The sequence below is a fragment of the Lentzea sp. NPDC059081 genome, from assembly GCF_042738015.1.
Classification (GTDB): Bacteria; Actinomycetota; Actinomycetes; order Mycobacteriales; family Pseudonocardiaceae; genus Lentzea.
In genome coordinates this window covers 430,033-444,103 of sequence record NZ_JBHYGW010000001.1, presented here as the reverse complement: position 1 = coordinate 444,103, position 14,071 = coordinate 430,033, and the positions used below count along the sequence as shown (strand labels likewise).

The 14,071-nt window shown below is 69.8% G+C and carries 17 protein-coding genes; 11 read left to right on the top strand and 6 right to left on the bottom strand.

Translation table 11 applies throughout. From position 1 onward, the window contains the following. The first annotated feature begins 192 nt into the window (after positions 1-192). Positions 193-369 carry a hypothetical protein gene (locus ACFWV3_RS02160; RefSeq protein ID WP_382407241.1) on the top strand — a complete coding sequence of 59 codons (177 nt, stop codon included), beginning with the start codon at positions 193-195 and terminating at the stop codon, positions 367-369. Between the two features lie 3 nt (positions 370-372). Here ACFWV3_RS02160 and ACFWV3_RS02155 read toward each other — a convergent pair whose 3' ends face one another. Next, the gene (locus ACFWV3_RS02155; RefSeq protein ID WP_382407239.1) at positions 373-864 is read right to left on the bottom strand and encodes an FBP domain-containing protein; all 492 of its coding nucleotides are present in this window, start codon (positions 862-864) and stop codon (positions 373-375) included. Between the two features lie 62 nt (positions 865-926). Between ACFWV3_RS02155 and ACFWV3_RS02150 the strand changes: the two genes are divergently transcribed. Continuing rightward, entirely contained in the window at positions 927-1,496 is a 570-nt protein-coding gene (locus tag ACFWV3_RS02150; protein ID WP_382407237.1) for a TetR/AcrR family transcriptional regulator, read from the top strand. A gap of 4 nt (positions 1,497-1,500) precedes the next feature. Here ACFWV3_RS02150 and ACFWV3_RS02145 read toward each other — a convergent pair whose 3' ends face one another. Then, positions 1,501-2,106, bottom strand: coding sequence for a short chain dehydrogenase (locus ACFWV3_RS02145; RefSeq protein ID WP_382407235.1), 606 nt, complete (start codon positions 2,104-2,106; stop codon positions 1,501-1,503). Then, a complete protein-coding gene (locus tag ACFWV3_RS02140; protein ID WP_382407233.1) occupies positions 2,103-2,948 on the bottom strand; it encodes a helix-turn-helix transcriptional regulator in 846 nt (281 codons plus the stop codon). The genes ACFWV3_RS02145 and ACFWV3_RS02140 overlap by 4 nt, the downstream gene beginning before the upstream one ends. A gap of 528 nt (positions 2,949-3,476) precedes the next feature. On the opposite strand from ACFWV3_RS02140, the gene ACFWV3_RS02135 reads away from it, so the two are divergent. The 5 genes from ACFWV3_RS02135 to ACFWV3_RS02115 all read left to right on the top strand — a co-directional run bounded on the left by ACFWV3_RS02135 (position 3,477) and on the right by ACFWV3_RS02115 (position 7,929). Next, positions 3,477-4,436 carry a hypothetical protein gene (locus tag ACFWV3_RS02135; RefSeq protein WP_382407231.1) on the top strand — a complete coding sequence of 320 codons (960 nt, stop codon included), beginning with the start codon at positions 3,477-3,479 and terminating at the stop codon, positions 4,434-4,436. Positions 4,437-4,506: 70 nt separating this feature from the next. Further along, on the top strand, positions 4,507-5,421 hold the full coding sequence (locus tag ACFWV3_RS02130) for a hypothetical protein (protein ID WP_382407229.1): 915 nt from the start codon (positions 4,507-4,509) through the stop codon (positions 5,419-5,421). Positions 5,422-5,427: 6 nt separating this feature from the next. Next, the gene (locus tag ACFWV3_RS02125) at positions 5,428-6,216 is read left to right on the top strand and encodes a pentapeptide repeat-containing protein (RefSeq protein ID WP_382407227.1); all 789 of its coding nucleotides are present in this window, start codon (positions 5,428-5,430) and stop codon (positions 6,214-6,216) included. A gap of 80 nt (positions 6,217-6,296) precedes the next feature. Then, a complete protein-coding gene (locus tag ACFWV3_RS02120) occupies positions 6,297-7,379 on the top strand; it encodes an agmatine/peptidylarginine deiminase (RefSeq protein WP_382407225.1) in 1,083 nt (360 codons plus the stop codon). A gap of 7 nt (positions 7,380-7,386) precedes the next feature. Next, entirely contained in the window at positions 7,387-7,929 is a 543-nt protein-coding gene (locus ACFWV3_RS02115) for a TetR/AcrR family transcriptional regulator (protein ID WP_382407223.1), read from the top strand. Here ACFWV3_RS02115 and ACFWV3_RS02110 read toward each other — a convergent pair. Further along, a complete protein-coding gene (locus ACFWV3_RS02110) occupies positions 7,926-8,690 on the bottom strand; it encodes an alpha/beta fold hydrolase (RefSeq protein ID WP_382407221.1) in 765 nt (254 codons plus the stop codon). The genes ACFWV3_RS02115 and ACFWV3_RS02110 overlap by 4 nt on opposite strands. A 143-nt stretch (positions 8,691-8,833) precedes the next feature. Then, the gene (locus ACFWV3_RS02105; RefSeq protein WP_382407219.1) at positions 8,834-9,370 is read right to left on the bottom strand and encodes a TetR/AcrR family transcriptional regulator; all 537 of its coding nucleotides are present in this window, start codon (positions 9,368-9,370) and stop codon (positions 8,834-8,836) included. A gap of 86 nt (positions 9,371-9,456) precedes the next feature. Here ACFWV3_RS02105 and ACFWV3_RS02100 point away from each other — a divergent pair, with 86 nt between their 5' ends. After that, positions 9,457-10,662, top strand: coding sequence for an FAD-dependent monooxygenase (locus ACFWV3_RS02100; RefSeq protein WP_382407217.1), 1,206 nt, complete (start codon positions 9,457-9,459; stop codon positions 10,660-10,662). A gap of 9 nt (positions 10,663-10,671) precedes the next feature. Here the strand turns inward: ACFWV3_RS02100 and ACFWV3_RS02095 are convergent, their stop codons facing one another. Further along, positions 10,672-12,330 carry a M14 family metallopeptidase gene (locus ACFWV3_RS02095; RefSeq protein ID WP_382407215.1) on the bottom strand — a complete coding sequence of 553 codons (1,659 nt, stop codon included), beginning with the start codon at positions 12,328-12,330 and terminating at the stop codon, positions 10,672-10,674. A 241-nt stretch (positions 12,331-12,571) separates the two neighbouring features. Between ACFWV3_RS02095 and ACFWV3_RS02090 the strand changes: the two genes are divergently transcribed. The 3 genes from ACFWV3_RS02090 to ACFWV3_RS02080 all read left to right on the top strand — a co-directional run bounded on the left by ACFWV3_RS02090 (position 12,572) and on the right by ACFWV3_RS02080 (position 14,035). Continuing rightward, on the top strand, positions 12,572-12,793 hold the full coding sequence (locus tag ACFWV3_RS02090) for a hypothetical protein (protein WP_382407213.1): 222 nt from the start codon (positions 12,572-12,574) through the stop codon (positions 12,791-12,793). 4 nt (positions 12,794-12,797) lie between these two features. Further along, positions 12,798-13,376, top strand: a complete 579-nt coding sequence (locus ACFWV3_RS02085; RefSeq protein ID WP_382407211.1) for a DinB family protein — start codon at positions 12,798-12,800, stop codon at positions 13,374-13,376. Positions 13,377-13,438: 62 nt separating this feature from the next. Continuing rightward, entirely contained in the window at positions 13,439-14,035 is a 597-nt protein-coding gene (locus ACFWV3_RS02080) for a pyridoxamine 5'-phosphate oxidase family protein (protein ID WP_382407209.1), read from the top strand. Positions 14,036-14,071: the final 36 nt, after the last annotated feature.

The window sequence follows — 14,071 nt, the reverse complement described above, 5'->3', positions numbered from 1 at the left end:
AGGAATGTCCACGGCCGCACGATGCCGCGCGGGGCCATCGGGACTCGCCTTTCCCACCCGATCGACGCGTGTTCTGTTCGGCGTGTCGCCTTCGCGACCCGCCGATCGTCGTGATTCGGGAAATTGCCGCCCGAACGACGCCGCACAGGTGCATCCTGGTCTACACCAACCTCGACCCGAGGACTGATGACCATGACGAGTGCCACCGCGGCCTCCCGCCACGACTGGGAGTCCGATCTCGAGCGCTACCGCACCAGGGCGGTGCACGTGCTGGACACGCACCTGCCCGCGACGACCGGCTGCACCGCGTGCGGCGACCCGTGGCCCTGCGCCCGCGCGTGCTGCGCGGAGCTCGTGCTGGAGCTCTGACCCCTACGAGCGCACCCGATCGAGGAACGCGCTCACCCCGGAGACCATCCGCTCGACCTGCTCGTCGAGCGTGATCGACTCCGTGAACCGAGAACCGGGCCCGGCACTCCTCTTGCCGCGCACGTACAGCGAACAGGCCAGGTCGGCGCACACGTAGACGCCGACCGAGTTGCCCAGTTGCCCGGACTTCCCCGCCTTGCGCGCGGTCATCAGCGACACCCCGTCGTTCTGGTGCGTGGTCAGACACCACGCGCACATCGTCTTGCGCGCGAGCCCGGCCTTGGTCGCCCGCCGCAGCGCGATCCCGACGAGCGCGCCGCCGAGCTCGATCACCAGGTACGAGCGGTCCGGTGCGGCCGGATCTCGCCACCCCAGGAAGTCCAGGTCGTCCCACGGCCGCTCGCCGAGATCCCTGGGCACGTGCATGCGCTTCGCCTCGCCCTTGGTGGAATTGACGAAGGACGCGCGGATGTCGTGTTCGGTCAACGGCTTCATGACCAGGGACGCTAGGCTTACCTAGAGGTCCTAGGCAAATCAATAATGACCCTAGGAGACGCATGGCACGCGCGGGGCTCACCGCCGACCGACTGACGCAGGCGGCGGCGGAGCTGGCGGACGAGGTGGGCCTGGAGAACGTGACGGTGTCCGCACTCGCCCGCCACTTCGGCGTGAAGGACGCCTCGCTCTACTCGCACATCCGCAACGCCCACGACCTGCGCGTCCGCCTGGCCGTCCAATGCCTGTCGGAGCTGGCCGACCGCGTCTCCGAAGCCCTCGGCGGCCGATCGGGCCGCGAGGCCCTGCTGGCGTTCGCCCACGCCTACCGCGCCTACGCCCACGCGCACCCCGGCCGGTACACGGCGACGCAGCTGGCGCTCGACCCGGACGTGGCCTCGGACAGCGCCGCCGACAGGTACTCGGAGCTGGTCCGCGCGATCCTGCGGGGCTACGACCTGTGGGAACCCGACCAGACCGATGCCGCCCGCCTGCTGCACAGCACGTTCCACGGCTACGTGTCGCTGGAACGAGCCGGTGCCTTCCACAGCCATCCGCGCGGGGTGGAGGCGTCGTGGCTGCGGGCGCTGGACGCCCTCGACGCCCTGCTGCGGGCGTGGCCGGCGGGCTGAACGATCACCCGTACGCGCGGATGACTCGGCCGGTGTGGTCGCCTTCGACGCAGTCCAGGTAGTGCTCGACGAGGTCGTCCATGGGCACCGGGCGCATACCGGGGAAGTGTCCGGCGAAGGCGTCGACGGAGTCACCGATCATCGTGGGGCTGACGACGTTGATCCGCATGCCTCGCGGTAGTTCGACGGCGGCCGACAGGGTGAAGCTGTGCAGGGCACCGCTGATGGCGCCGCCGCCGGTGACGTGCGGCCACGGCTGGTCGGCGAAGATGCCGGAGGTCAGCGTGAAGGAGGCGCCGTCGGCGGCGTGGTGCTGGCCGGTCAGGACCAGGTCGGCCTGCCCGAAGAACTTGGCCCGCATGTTCTCCTGCAGCTCCTCCGCGGTCAACGTCGCGAACTCGTCGAGCGCGCCGTGCGCGGCGATGCTCACGACGCCGTCGACCGGCCCGACTTCGCGGTACATGGCCTCGATCGTGGCGTGGGAGGCCAGGTCGACGCGGACGTCGCCCGAGGTGCGTCCGGCCACGACGACGTCGTGGTTGCGCGATCGCAGAGCGGGGACCAACCGTCGTCCGATGGTGCCCGCTCCGCCGATGACGACGATCCTCATCGCACGCTCTGCGCGAGCAGGGTGAGAGCGTCGCCGTCCGGGGTGCCGGGACGTGCGTAGAACAGCCCGATCTGCTGGTCGTCGTCGGGCAGGGTGACGGTCTCGTTCGCCAGGGTCAGGCGCCCGACGACAGGATGGTCGAGTTCCCGCAGGTAGTACGAGCAGGTCCGGACCGGCCGTCGCGCCCACATCCGCGCGAACTCCGGGCTGTCGACGGCGAGCCGGCCGACGATCTGCTCCAGTTCCGGGTCGGCCGGGTGCCGCGCGGCCGCCTGGTGCAGGGCCGCGACTGTGACCTGCGCTTTGCCATGCCAGTCGCGGTACAGCGCTCGGTGGTGCGGGTCGAGGAACAGCATTCGCGCGATGTTCGGCCGTGTCCGCGCGTCCGGTGCGTCGAGGTCGACGTGCCCGGCGAGCAGTGCGTGACCGAGACCGTTCCACGCGAGAACGTCGGCGCGGTGATCGATCACTATCGCCGCTGTGGCGGGGAGGACGGCCAGCAGGTCACGAACCGAGGGCCTCAGCTTGCTCCTGCGGGCACGAGGGCGAGTCGGCCGTCGTGGCGTGGCGAGTATCCGCAGGTGGTCGTGCTCGGCGGGGTCGAGGCGCAACGCCGCGGCCAGCGCGTCGATGACAGCGCCCGACGCGCTGGCGCTGATGCCCTGCTCGAGTCGTGTGTAGTAGCCGACGCTGACCCCGGCGAGCTCGGCCAGTTCCTCCCTGCGCAGTCCTGAGACCCGCCGATGGGCGGGGCCGGGATCGATGCCGGCCCCTTCCGGCGTCAGGCGTTCGCGCCGGCTGCGCAGGAACCCGCCGAGGTCGTGCACTCCTGTCTTGGTCACCACCTCATCGTCTCGCCCATCGTCGTCCTGTACCTGCCCCGAATACGGGCACCTTCAGAGATCGGGGAGCAGGTCGCCGAAGTCCGGGGTAGCGGCCTTGTTCCAGGCGGAAGACATACGCCCGAAGGTCGGTCTTGAGGTCACCCGCCAGGTAGGCGAGGAACTCGCCGGTGTCCACCGCGAGTCGCCGTCGCAGGCGTAGCCGTCGAGGGGGGTCGTCCCCGGCGCGGCTCTTCAGAAAACTCCCTACCTCTGGCCGCCGATAACGTTCACTTATCGGCGGCCAGCGTTTTCTCGCCTCATTGGGTAGCGTTGCGTTGGATAACGTAACTGCACACGTAATTCTGCTACGATATCGCCGTGGAGACGAGCTGCAACTTCCCCGGCTGTGAACGCCCTGTTCTTCGAGGTGGCGGGCCTGGTCGACCCTCGGAGTACTGCGACCTGCCGGAGCACACGCGGTGGCGGGCGTGGAGGGAACGCCAGCGACTGGCGGAGAGTCCCGAGCAAAACCTGGAGGTCGTCACCGTGACGAATCTCCCGAGGGTCTCCGGTACCGCCAAGATCAGGGCTGAAGAGCTCCTCGACCGGTTCCGGGTGCTGTCGGAGCAGATGACGGTGACTCTCGGGCGGGCTGTCGGCGAGCTGAACGCGATGGCGGATCCGAGCGTGGCCGAGAGTCTCGTTCAGGCGGCCGAGGCGGAGGCTGCTCGGCGGGTTGCGGAGGCGCAGGCCGAGGTGGCGGCGGCGGAGCGGCGGCGGCATGAGGCGGAGACGGCTCGCAAGGCTGCCGAGGAGATGACCGAGCAGGCGGTGCGGGCGGCGGAGGAAGCGGACGAGGCTGCTGACTCGGCGTTGTCGGCGCGGGACGAGGCTGTGGAGGCTGCCCGGGTTGCCGGTGAGCGGGCTGAGGCGGAGGTGGCCGAGGTTCGGGTGCGGGCTGCGGCGGTGGTCGAGGAGGTTCGGGCTGAGGCGGAGCAGGCCAAGGCCGATGCGGTGAAGCACGCCGAGCAGGCGCGGCGGCAGGCGGCCAAGGAGATCGAGCACGCCCGTGCGCAGGCTGCGCAGGAAGTGGAAGAGGCGCGGGCGGAGGCTCGGGCGGTGGTGGAACGGGCCCGCGCTGAGGCGAAGGCTGCTGGTGAGGCGGCTGAGCAGGTCAAGGTCGAGGCCGCAGGGCAGGTGGAGACGGCTCGGCAGGAGGCGGCGGAGACCGTCAGTCGGGCGGCCAAGGCTCGGGACCAGGCCGTGGTGCGGGCGGAACGGGCTGAGCAGACGGCGGCCGATGCGCGCGCGGAGTTGGAGCGGGCTCGGGGTGAGTTCGAGGGGCGGCTTGCGTTGGTGCGGCAGGAAGCCGCTGAGCAGGTGGCGGCGGTACGTCAGACCCTGGCGGTGGTCGAGGACGCGAGGGCGCAGACGGTGACGCGGGCGGAACGGGCCGAGCGGCAGCTGGATGAGGCGACGGCGGAGCTGCGGGCGTTGCGCCGATAGTGCTATCGGTCTTGTCCTGACGCCGAACAGTTCAGCAGCATTGGACTGAACGGCGCACAGGAGGTTCGTGGTGGGTGTTCACAAACCGTCGCCCGAGGCGTTGCTCGCGTTGCAGGCGTTGGCGGGAAACCGGGCCGTGCAGCGCGCGGTCACCGAGGGCAAGCTGAACATCGTCGGCGAGCACCACGACAAGACCGACGCGCGCGAGCCGTCCGAGAGGGCCTTCGCCCAGGACAAGAGTCTTGCCTACTGGCGGGAGAACGAGTTCGAGTTCGAGTTCGAGCATGGTGACCCGCCCATGTTGCGGGCGTTGCAGAAAGTCGCCTTTCTCGGCTATTGGGCGCGCACGGCGGAGGTTCCGCTGAACTCGGCGGTCGACGCGCTGGCCGCCCAGGTGGTCGACATCGACGCGGTACGGGCCGAGATCGGCTCCGTGCTGACCGCACTACCGGCGGACCAGCACTTCTTCGCGACGACCATGTACTTCGACGCGGGGCGCGCGTCGTCCGACATGGCCGCGGCGTGCGCACCTCTGTCGCAGGAGGCCAACGCCCTCAAGCCGCACCGGCAGGACCTGGCCCGCCGGCATGCCGATCTGGCCGGTGCCACGACAATCACGAACCCGGCGGCGCTCACAGCCAGCGTGAACGCGGTCGGCGGCCATCTGAGGTCGATGCTCGCGATCGCTGAGGCGATCGTCGAAGACAGTGACTACGACATCGCGTTGCACGGCACCGGCGGGCAGCAGCAGAACTGGGACTCGGTGGTGGCGGACGTGTCACTCGACCGTGCGGGCAACATGCTCCTGTGCGCCAACGAGGCTGCCGCGGCCGACGTCACGGGCCTGTGGAAGGTGGGCGAGGACCACATCCACGAGATGCGCGCACTGGCATCGCAGGTCACCCCGCACCGCAATGTCGAGCTCACCGACCGCAAGGAGTTCGGCGCGCAGCTCAAGGCACGGAGGTCGCGCACCGTATCCTGAGCGGCGATGGACGAGCTCAAGGGCGACTGCGCCAACTGCTTCGGGTTGTGCTGCGTCGCACTGCCGTTCGCCAGGTCGGCCGATTTCGCCGCCACCAAGGACGCGGGTACGCCGTGTCGCAACCTGCTGGCTGACCACCGGTGTGGCATCCACGACCGGTTGCGGCAGCAGGGGTATGCGGGCTGCACGGTCTACGACTGCTTCGGTGCTGGTCAGCGGGTGTCGCAGACGGTGTTCGGCGGCGTGGACTGGCGTGCGGGTGAGCGGGAGAAGATGTTCGCGGTGTTCCCCGTGGTCCGGCAGTTGCACGAGCTGCTCTGGTACCTCGCGGAGGCCGGGCGGCTCGACCCGCACGACGACCTGGCGGCCGCTTACGCCGAGGTCGAACGGCACGCGGTGGCCGGGCCGGACGAGATTCTGGCGCTCGACGTCGCGGAGGTCCGGGCCAAGGTCAACGTCCTGCTGCTGCGCACCAGCGAGCGGCTGCGGACGAGTGCGAAGTCGTACCGGGGCGCGGACCTGATCGGTGCTCGCCTGCGGAACAGGAACCTCGCGAGTGCCGACTTCCGCGGTGCGTACCTGATCGGGGCGGATCTGACGGGGTCCGACCTGTCGCGGGCGGACATGATCGGCGCCGATCTGCGGGGAGCGGACCTGTCGGGTGCGGACCTGGCCACGTGCCTGTTCCTGACGCAGCCGCAGGTCAACGCGGCGAGGGGGAACGCCCGCACGACGCTGCCGGAGGCGCTGGCCCGGCCGGCTCACTGGACCGCGGTGCCCGCGCGGAGGCGCTGAACCGCCAAGCGAAGGCCACTGAAGCCGTTGACCAGGCCTTTCGGTTTGACTGAAATTTCAGTCAGAGCTACGGTGGCGGCATGAAGAGGCGCACTTTCGTGCAGTCGGCGACCGCCGCCATCAGCGGTCTGTTCGCCGGCTGCACGGGCAGGACCACCGGGACGACGAGCGGGACGGCCAAGACCTGGCTGATGCCCGACGAGGGTGAGCCGCACGCGCGGACGTGGATGGCGTTCGCGGCCAGCGAGCGCATCTGGGGCCGTGACCTCGCCGAGGTGCGGCGTGACCTGGCGACGGTCGCGACCACGATCGCGCGGTTCGAGCCGGTGTCGATGCTGGTGCGGGCGCAGGACGTGGGGCAGGCGCGGTCGCTGGTCGGGTCGGCGAACGTCGAGCTGGTCACGGCCGAGCTCGACGACCTGTGGATGCGCGACACCGGGCCGGTGTTCGTGCGTGACGGCGGTGGGGTCGACTTCAACTTCAACGGCTGGGGCGGCAAGCAGGAGCATCTCCGGGACGCGCGGGTCGCGGGGTTCGTCGCGCAGCGGGCCGGGGTGGAGCGGGTGCGCACGGACCTGGTGCTCGAAGGCGGCGCGCTGGAGGTCGACGGCGAGGGCACGGCGATCATCACCGAGAGCTGCGTGCTCAACGGCAACCGCAACCCCGGCTGGTCGAAGCGCGACGTCGAGGAGGAGCTCGCGCACCTGCTCGGCGTCAGGAAGGTGATCTGGTTGCCGGGCATCGCCGGGCGCGACATCACCGACGGGCACACCGACTTCTACGCTCGGTTCGCCGGTCCGGGTGTCGTGGTGGCGGGGCTGGACACCGACCCGGAGTCGTTCGACCACGACGTCACCCGCCGCCACCTCGACATCCTCCGGTCGGCCACGGACGCTGCCGGCCGGCTGTTGCGGGTCGAGGTGCTCGAGGGGCCGGAGACGGTGCGTTCGGACAGCGAGGACTTCGCGGCCGGGTACGTCAACTTCTACGTCTGCAACGGTGCCGTCATCGGACCGCGGTTCGGTGACCAGCGGGCGGACGCCGCGGCGAAGGCGACGATGGAGCGCGTGTTCCCCGGACGTACGGTGGTGCAGATCGACATCGACGGCATCGCGGCGGGCGGTGGCGGCATCCACTGCACGACCCAGCAGCAACCACGGTGAGGACACCTTGTCGGAACGCAGGACCCAGATGCTCGAGGCCGCGGTGCGCGTGATCGCGCAGGACGGCGTGCGCGGGCTGCGCGTCGAGAAGCTCGCGGCGGCCGCCGGGGTGTCCACGGCGTTGATCTACTACCACTTCAAGGACCGCGCCGGGATCCTGCGGGCCGCGCTGGAGCACGTGAACCACCGTGCGCAGGCCTACACCGAGACGGCGTCGGACGACCCGCGCGAGCAGGTCGAGCAGATGCTGCTGGCGGAGCTGCAGGACGTCGACGTCGTGCGCGAGACCAGTGTCGCGTGGGGTGAGCTGCGGGCCAGCGCGGTGTTCCACGAGGAGCTGCGGCCGACGTTGCGCGACACCACCAACGCGTGGAACGCCGACGTCGAAACCCTGGTGCGGCAAGCGAACCCGGACGTGGACGCAGTGGCTGCGGCGGAGCGGCTCACCGCGTTGGTGGAGGGGTTGAGCGAACGTCGGCACAGCGGCTCGCTGACGGTGGAACGTGCCCGCGAGCTGCTGTCCGGTGCGATCGGCCGCGAGCTGGACTAGACCGACAGGCGCTGCTGGGCGACGGCGCGGGCGAAGCCCTCGACGTTGTCGATCATGATGTTGTGGCCGGTGTTCGGCACGGAGATGATCTGCACGCCGGCTGCGGTGAGCTCGCGGCCGCCGCTGGGCGGGGCGTCCTCGGGGTGCAGGAACACCCTGGGGATCTCCAGCTCCATCAACAGCTTGCGCATGGTCGGCGAGGTGCCGCGGATGAGGTCGACGGCGCTGCGGTAGAGCGCTTCGGGGCCTGCCATGCGCATGGTGGCCGCCCAGTGGGGCCCGACGTCGCGCAGCACGCGGTCGAAGCCGTGGGTGAGGAACTCGGTCTCGTTGTAGGCGGCGATGCCCCGGCTGCCGGGGGCGCCGAGCGAGGGCCGGGCGGGGTCGACGTGCGGGTCGACCAGGACGAGCGAGCGCACCATCTCGGGGTGGCGGGCGGCGAGCACGATGGCGACGGCGCCGCCCATGCTGTGGCCGATGATCTCGTTGCGGCGCAGGCCGATCTTCGCGAGCGCCACGGCGAGGGCGTCGGCGTGGCCCTCCAGCGAGTAGGCGAACCCGGTGGGGCGGTCGCTGATGCCGAAGCCGAGCATGTCCATCATGAGGCTGCGGCGGCCCGCGAGCAGCGGGTGCGCGACGGCCTCCGCGTAGTAGGGCGCCGACGACGCGCCGAGTCCGTGCAGGTAGACCCTGGCCGGTGTCGCTCCCGGCACCTCGACCCAGCGGATCCGGACCCCAGGTCTGATCTCGACGGCGCGCATGTCACTCCCGGCAGCGGTGGTTCAGTGTGCGGACCCTACCCCGCGGTCAGGTGAGCTTAGTTCGGTTTCGGGAGCCGGTTCTCATCTGGCTGAGGGTTATCGCGTGATGTTCGCCTACGAACGCGTCACGCGGGAGAGGCCGATCAGTCGATCCCGAGTGCGGCGCATGCCGCCGTGACCGTTGCGGCACGAAGTTCGTCGAACGGCGCGTCGGGGAACTGCATCGTGCAGTCCTGCATGCCGCCGAAGGCGAGCACCGCGCGGGCCTGCTGCTCCAGCGTGGCCTCGGGGCCGAACACCAGGGCGGTGAGCCGGGCGCGCCACGACAGCACGACGTCGATCAGGCCGAGCTCGGCGAGCGTGGTCAGCTCGGTGAGCAACAGCAGCATGTCCTTGCGGTGGCGGTGGTGGAACTCGAAGAAGCCCTTGACGAGCTCGCGGGCCGGGACGTCCTCGCGTTGCTCGACGCCGGTGAGGAACCGTTCGCCGTCGTCGAGCAGCGGGGTGACGATGCTGCGGACCAGCTCCTCGCGGGAGGAGAAGTGGTAGTAGAGCGCGGGTTTGGTGATGCCGAGGCGGTCGGCGATCTCCTGCAGGCTGGTCTGCTGCACGCCCTGCGTGGCGAACAGCTCGCGGGCGGTCTGCAGGATCCGCTGCTTGGTGTCGGACGGTCGGGGCACGTGCCGAATCTTACTTAACGGTCGGTAAGCCGCGATGCTACAGTCCCCTCCATGTACTTACCGACCGTTAAGTAAGGAGGTTTGACGTGCGCATTCTCGTTTCCGGCGCCAGCATCGCCGGCCCGGTGCTCGCCTGGTGGCTCACGCGGTACGGGCACGAGGTGACGGTCGTGGAGCGCTCACCGGTGCTGCGCAAGACCGGCGGGCACGCCGTCGACCTGTTCCAACCGGCCATGACGATCTCCGAGAAGATGGGCGTGCTGCCCCGGATCGAGTCCAGGGCCACCGGTACCGAACAGCTGACGTTCCTGCGCGAGGGCACCCGCAGACCGATCACCGGGGACGCGACGAAGATCTTCGCCGCCGCCTCTGACCGGCACGTCGAGATCATGCGCGACGACCTGAGCGAGATCTACTACGACGCCACCCGCGCGGACGTCGAGTACCTGTTCGGCGACTCGATCACGGCCATCGGCGACGAGGTGACGTTCGAGCAGGGCGCGCCGCGGTCGTTCGACCTGGTCATCGGCGCGGACGGGCTGCACTCGAATGTGCGGCGGCTGGTGTTCGGCGAGGTGGAGAAGCAGTTCATCGGCGCCTACCTGGCGGTGTTGTCGGTGCCGCGGGAGGAGGGTGTGCCGGGTGCGATGACCGGGCACGTCGGGCCGGGCCGCAGCGCGGCGGTGTACGGGGCGCGCCACCTGGACGACGCGCGGGCGGTGTTCCTGTTCCGCTCGCCGGAACTGTCCTACCACCACCGCGACGTCGCACGGCAGAAGCAGCTGCTGCGCGAGGCGTTCGCCGGCCTGCACCCGCAGGTCGACGAGTGGATGTCCTACCTGGACACCGATCGGGCGTTCTACTTCGACTCGATCACGCAGCTGCGCTCCGACACCTGGACGCGCGGGCGGGTGGCGCTGGTCGGCGACGCCGCGTACTGCCCCGGTCCGGCGATCGGTGGCAGCACGAGCCTGGCGGTGGTGGGCGCGTACGTGCTGGCCGGTGAGCTCGCGACGAGCCCGGACCACGCGACGGCGTTCGCGCGCTACGAGGACGAGATGCGGGAGCTGGTGCACGCCAGCAGGGCGTTCGCGCTGGGGATGGCGACGACGCTGATCCCCTCGACCCGGCTGGGCGTCTGGGCGCTGACGCGGGGCATGCAGGTGGCGACGCGGCTGCCGTCGTGGCTGGTGCGGCCGCTGGCGAAGCTCAACTCGAAGGGCGTGCGGCTGCACGACTCGATGCCGGTGAAGGACTACGGACGTCAGGGCGCCGGCGTACCGGCGCCCTGACACCTCAGCTCAGAACTGCAGGCTCCACTTGTCGAGGAACCCGGTGTCCTGGTTGGCGTTGTCGTTGACCCGCAGCTGCCAGGTGCCGTTGGCGACCTCGCTGGAGGCGTTGACGGTGTAGGTGGTGTTGATGTTGTCCGCGCTGCCGCCGCTGCGGTTGTGCAGGACGTAGACGGTGCCGTCCGGGGCGATGAGCTCGACGCGCAGGTCGCCCTGGTAGGTGTGCTTGATGTCCACGCCGACCTTGAGCGTCGACGGCGCGTTGCCGGTCACCTCGGACACCGTGATCGGCGAGGTGATCGTCGAGTTGTCGTTGATGGTGAAGTCGGTGGCGTTCTCGAAGTACTTGCCCGGCGCGGGCGGGTCGACGCCGCAGTACTGCGCTTCCTTGCCGATGGCCTCGTAGGGGCAGTCGGCGCGTTCGAGCAGCTGCAGCACGGCCTCCTTGTTGCGGGAGGTCTGCGCCGGGATCACCTCGTCGGGCGGGTAGAAGCCGCCGCCACCGGCGCTGCCGGGGTACATCTCGAAGGTGTAGGCGAAGACGCCCTGCGTGCCCCACAGCCAGTCGGGGATCGAGCCGTCGGTGATGTAGAGGTCGCTGGACTGCTCGGGCGTGTAGCCGTTGCTGGCGGCCATGGACTGGCCGATGGTGGCGAACGTGTCGCGCTGGTCCTGGGTCAGGCCGGGCGCGACGTCGTCGTAGGTCCAGCCCCACGGCCACAGGATGAGCTCGCTGTAGGTGTGGAAGTCGATGGACGCGGAGATCTGCTGCTTGCCGCCGACGTTGCGGCCGCGCACGAAGTCGGACACGACCTTGACCTCGGGGGCGGACGCCGCGCTGGGGCCGCGGTAGGTCTCGGAACCGGTGCTGCCGCTGGAACCGCCGCAGCAGCCCCACTTGTAGTCCCAGTTGCGGTTGAGGTCGGTGCCGACGTTGCTGGACCCGGCGTTGGGCTGCCGGTTCTTGCGCCACGACCGGTAGCTGCCGGTCGCGATGTCGTACTCGCCGCCGTCGGGGTTGACGTCGGGGATGATCCAGATCTCGCGGGTGTCGACGAGGCCCTTGATCCGCGAGTCGGTCGCGTACTGGGTGGTGAACTGGTTGACCAGGTACAGCGCCATCTCGACGGTGAGGTGCTCGCGGGCGTGCTGGTGGTGCGTGAACAGCACCTCCGGCTCGTCCTCGTCGGTGGCGACGTTGTCGCTGATCTTGAGCGCGACGATGTCGCGGTTCTCGTAGGACTTGCCGATGACCTGCTTGGACAGCAGGGTCGGGTACGCCGCGACGGCCGCGTCGATCTCGGCGGTCATCTCGGCGTAGTTGTGGTAGTTCGAGTCGGCGGCGGGGAAGTCGAACGGGCCGATCGCCGAGTTCGCCTCCATCCGCCTGGGCAGCTCGGTGACCTCGAAGCCCTGGGCCTTGAGGCTCTTGACCTCGCGCTCGGTCGCGGTGATCACGACGATGCCGTGCTCCTCGACCGAGTCGATCGCGGCACCGGACTTGGCGAGCTTGCTGCGTTGTTCAGCGGTGCGGACGTTGCCGACCTGGTAGTTGGTCGACGTCTCCTCGGCGCCGGGGGCCGCGCCGGTCGGCACGCCTCCCATGGCGAACACGACGCTCGCGGCGACGGTTACCCCGATCAGGGGTCTGAGATGGCTCTTTCGCATGCAGGGCAACCCTTTCGAACCACGGCAGGACATGGCTCCGCCAAGTGAAGTGGGTGTGAAGCCCCACTGTCATCCCGCCATCCGTATGGGGTTGCCTGGTGGGATGAGGCGTTGTGACTCGGTGGGGGCCTCCGCGTTCCGGGAGGCCCGGGAGATCTCGTTGGCGGGCGGACGGTGCTCGACCTGGGGGCCGGGACGGGGTTGTTCGTGCGGGCGTTCGGGGTGTGGTTCCTGGACGTGGATGTCGACCGTCGTGCACCACGTGCCCGATCTCGCCGCTGCCGGGGCGGTGCGGGCGCTGTCAGGGTTTCCGACCGTGTCCGAGGTGGCCGACGGGCTGGGGTTCGCGGTCCGCTGGCTGGAGGCGATGCCGGCTGACGTTCCCCGGTGGGCGATTGACGGGGGCTGCCACGCCCGGTCGCGGAAATTCGCGGTCGTCGCGGCCCGGCGTCTGAAAGGGTGAGCGCATGGCCTCAGATCCCAAAGCCGACCTGCACCGCTATCTCCGCGTCGCCCGCGAGACCATGCTCTGGAAGCTGGAGGGCCTGTCGGAGTACGACGTGCGCCGCCCGCTCACCCCGACGGGCACGAACCTGCTGGGGCTGATCAAGCACCTCGCGAGCACCGAGCAGGGCTACTTCGGCGACTGCATGGGCCGTTCGTTCGGCGAGAAGCTGCCGTGGCTGGACGACGACGACCCGAACGGCGACATGTACGCCACCGCGGCGGAGACCCGTGAGGAGATCCTCGCGCTGTACGGGCGGGTGGCGGAGTTCGCCGACGCGGTGATCACCGAGCTGCCGCTGGACGCGCCCGGTGTGGTGCCGTGGTGGCCGGAGGAGCGCAAGTACGTGACGTTGCACCTGCTGCTCGTGCACATGATCGCGGAGACCAACCGGCACGCCGGTCACGCGGACATCCTGCGGGAGGAGATCGACGGCGAGGCCGGGCTGCGGCAGGGCGGGACGAACCTGCCCGAGCAGGACTGGGCCGCCTACCGGGCTCGGGTGGAGCAGGTGGCGCGGGAGGCGTCGGGGCGGGCGTGAGGCCGTTCACCTCCTGGGAATCGCGCTGACAGACGGCCGTGCGCGGATCGATACTGCGGAGCATGGGCAAGGAATACGAGCGCATCGAGCCGCGGCTGTGGGAGTTCATCGAGAACCAGAAGGTGTTCTTCGTGGCCAGCGCTCCGCTGGCCGGGGACGGTCACGTCAACCTCTCGCCCAAGGGCCGGCAGGGGACGTTGCGGATCCTCGACGACCGCACGGTGGCCTACCTCGACTTCGGCGGCAGCCACGCCGAGACGGTCGCGCACCTGCGGGAGAACGGCCGGATCACGTTGATGTGGTGTGCGTTCGAGGGGCCGCCGAACATCGTGCGCGTCCACGGGCGCGGTGAGCCGGTGTTCCGCGACGACCCGCGGTTCGGGGAGCTGGTGGCGGGGTTCGGCGAGGCGGACGGGCCCGCGGTGCGGGCCGTGATCGTGGTGACGGCCGAGCTGATCAGCGACACGTGCGGGTTCGCGGTGCCGTTCATGGACTACCGGTCGGAGCGGGACCTGCACGCGGACTACTTCGGCCGCAAGACCGACGAGGAGTTCCGCGAGTACACCGACAAGAAGCCGTACAACAACGCGAGCATCGACGGGCTGCCCGCGATGCCGCTGCCGTTGCCGGCCCGTCAGGAAGATCTTCAAAAATCCTGAGCGGAGCGTGTCGAGAACCTCGGGGCGGCGCCGTCC

Coding starts and splice junctions, on each gene's coding strand:
- ACFWV3_RS02090 (WP_382407213.1), top strand. CDS start 12,572: ATGTCGACCGTCGTGCACCACGTGCCCGATCTCGCCGCTGCCGGGGCG.
- ACFWV3_RS02160 (WP_382407241.1), top strand. CDS start 193: ATGACGAGTGCCACCGCGGCCTCCCGCCACGACTGGGAGTCCGATCTC.
- ACFWV3_RS02125 (WP_382407227.1), top strand. CDS start 5,428: ATGGACGAGCTCAAGGGCGACTGCGCCAACTGCTTCGGGTTGTGCTGC.
- ACFWV3_RS02095 (WP_382407215.1), bottom strand. CDS start 12,330: ATGCGAAAGAGCCATCTCAGACCCCTGATCGGGGTAACCGTCGCCGCG.
- ACFWV3_RS02150 (WP_382407237.1), top strand. CDS start 927: ATGGCACGCGCGGGGCTCACCGCCGACCGACTGACGCAGGCGGCGGCG.
- ACFWV3_RS02085 (WP_382407211.1), top strand. CDS start 12,798: ATGGCCTCAGATCCCAAAGCCGACCTGCACCGCTATCTCCGCGTCGCC.
- ACFWV3_RS02110 (WP_382407221.1), bottom strand. CDS start 8,690: ATGCGCGCCGTCGAGATCAGACCTGGGGTCCGGATCCGCTGGGTCGAG.
- ACFWV3_RS02155 (WP_382407239.1), bottom strand. CDS start 864: ATGAAGCCGTTGACCGAACACGACATCCGCGCGTCCTTCGTCAATTCC.
- ACFWV3_RS02120 (WP_382407225.1), top strand. CDS start 6,297: ATGAAGAGGCGCACTTTCGTGCAGTCGGCGACCGCCGCCATCAGCGGT.
- ACFWV3_RS02080 (WP_382407209.1), top strand. CDS start 13,439: ATGGGCAAGGAATACGAGCGCATCGAGCCGCGGCTGTGGGAGTTCATC.
- ACFWV3_RS02145 (WP_382407235.1), bottom strand. CDS start 2,106: ATGAGGATCGTCGTCATCGGCGGAGCGGGCACCATCGGACGACGGTTG.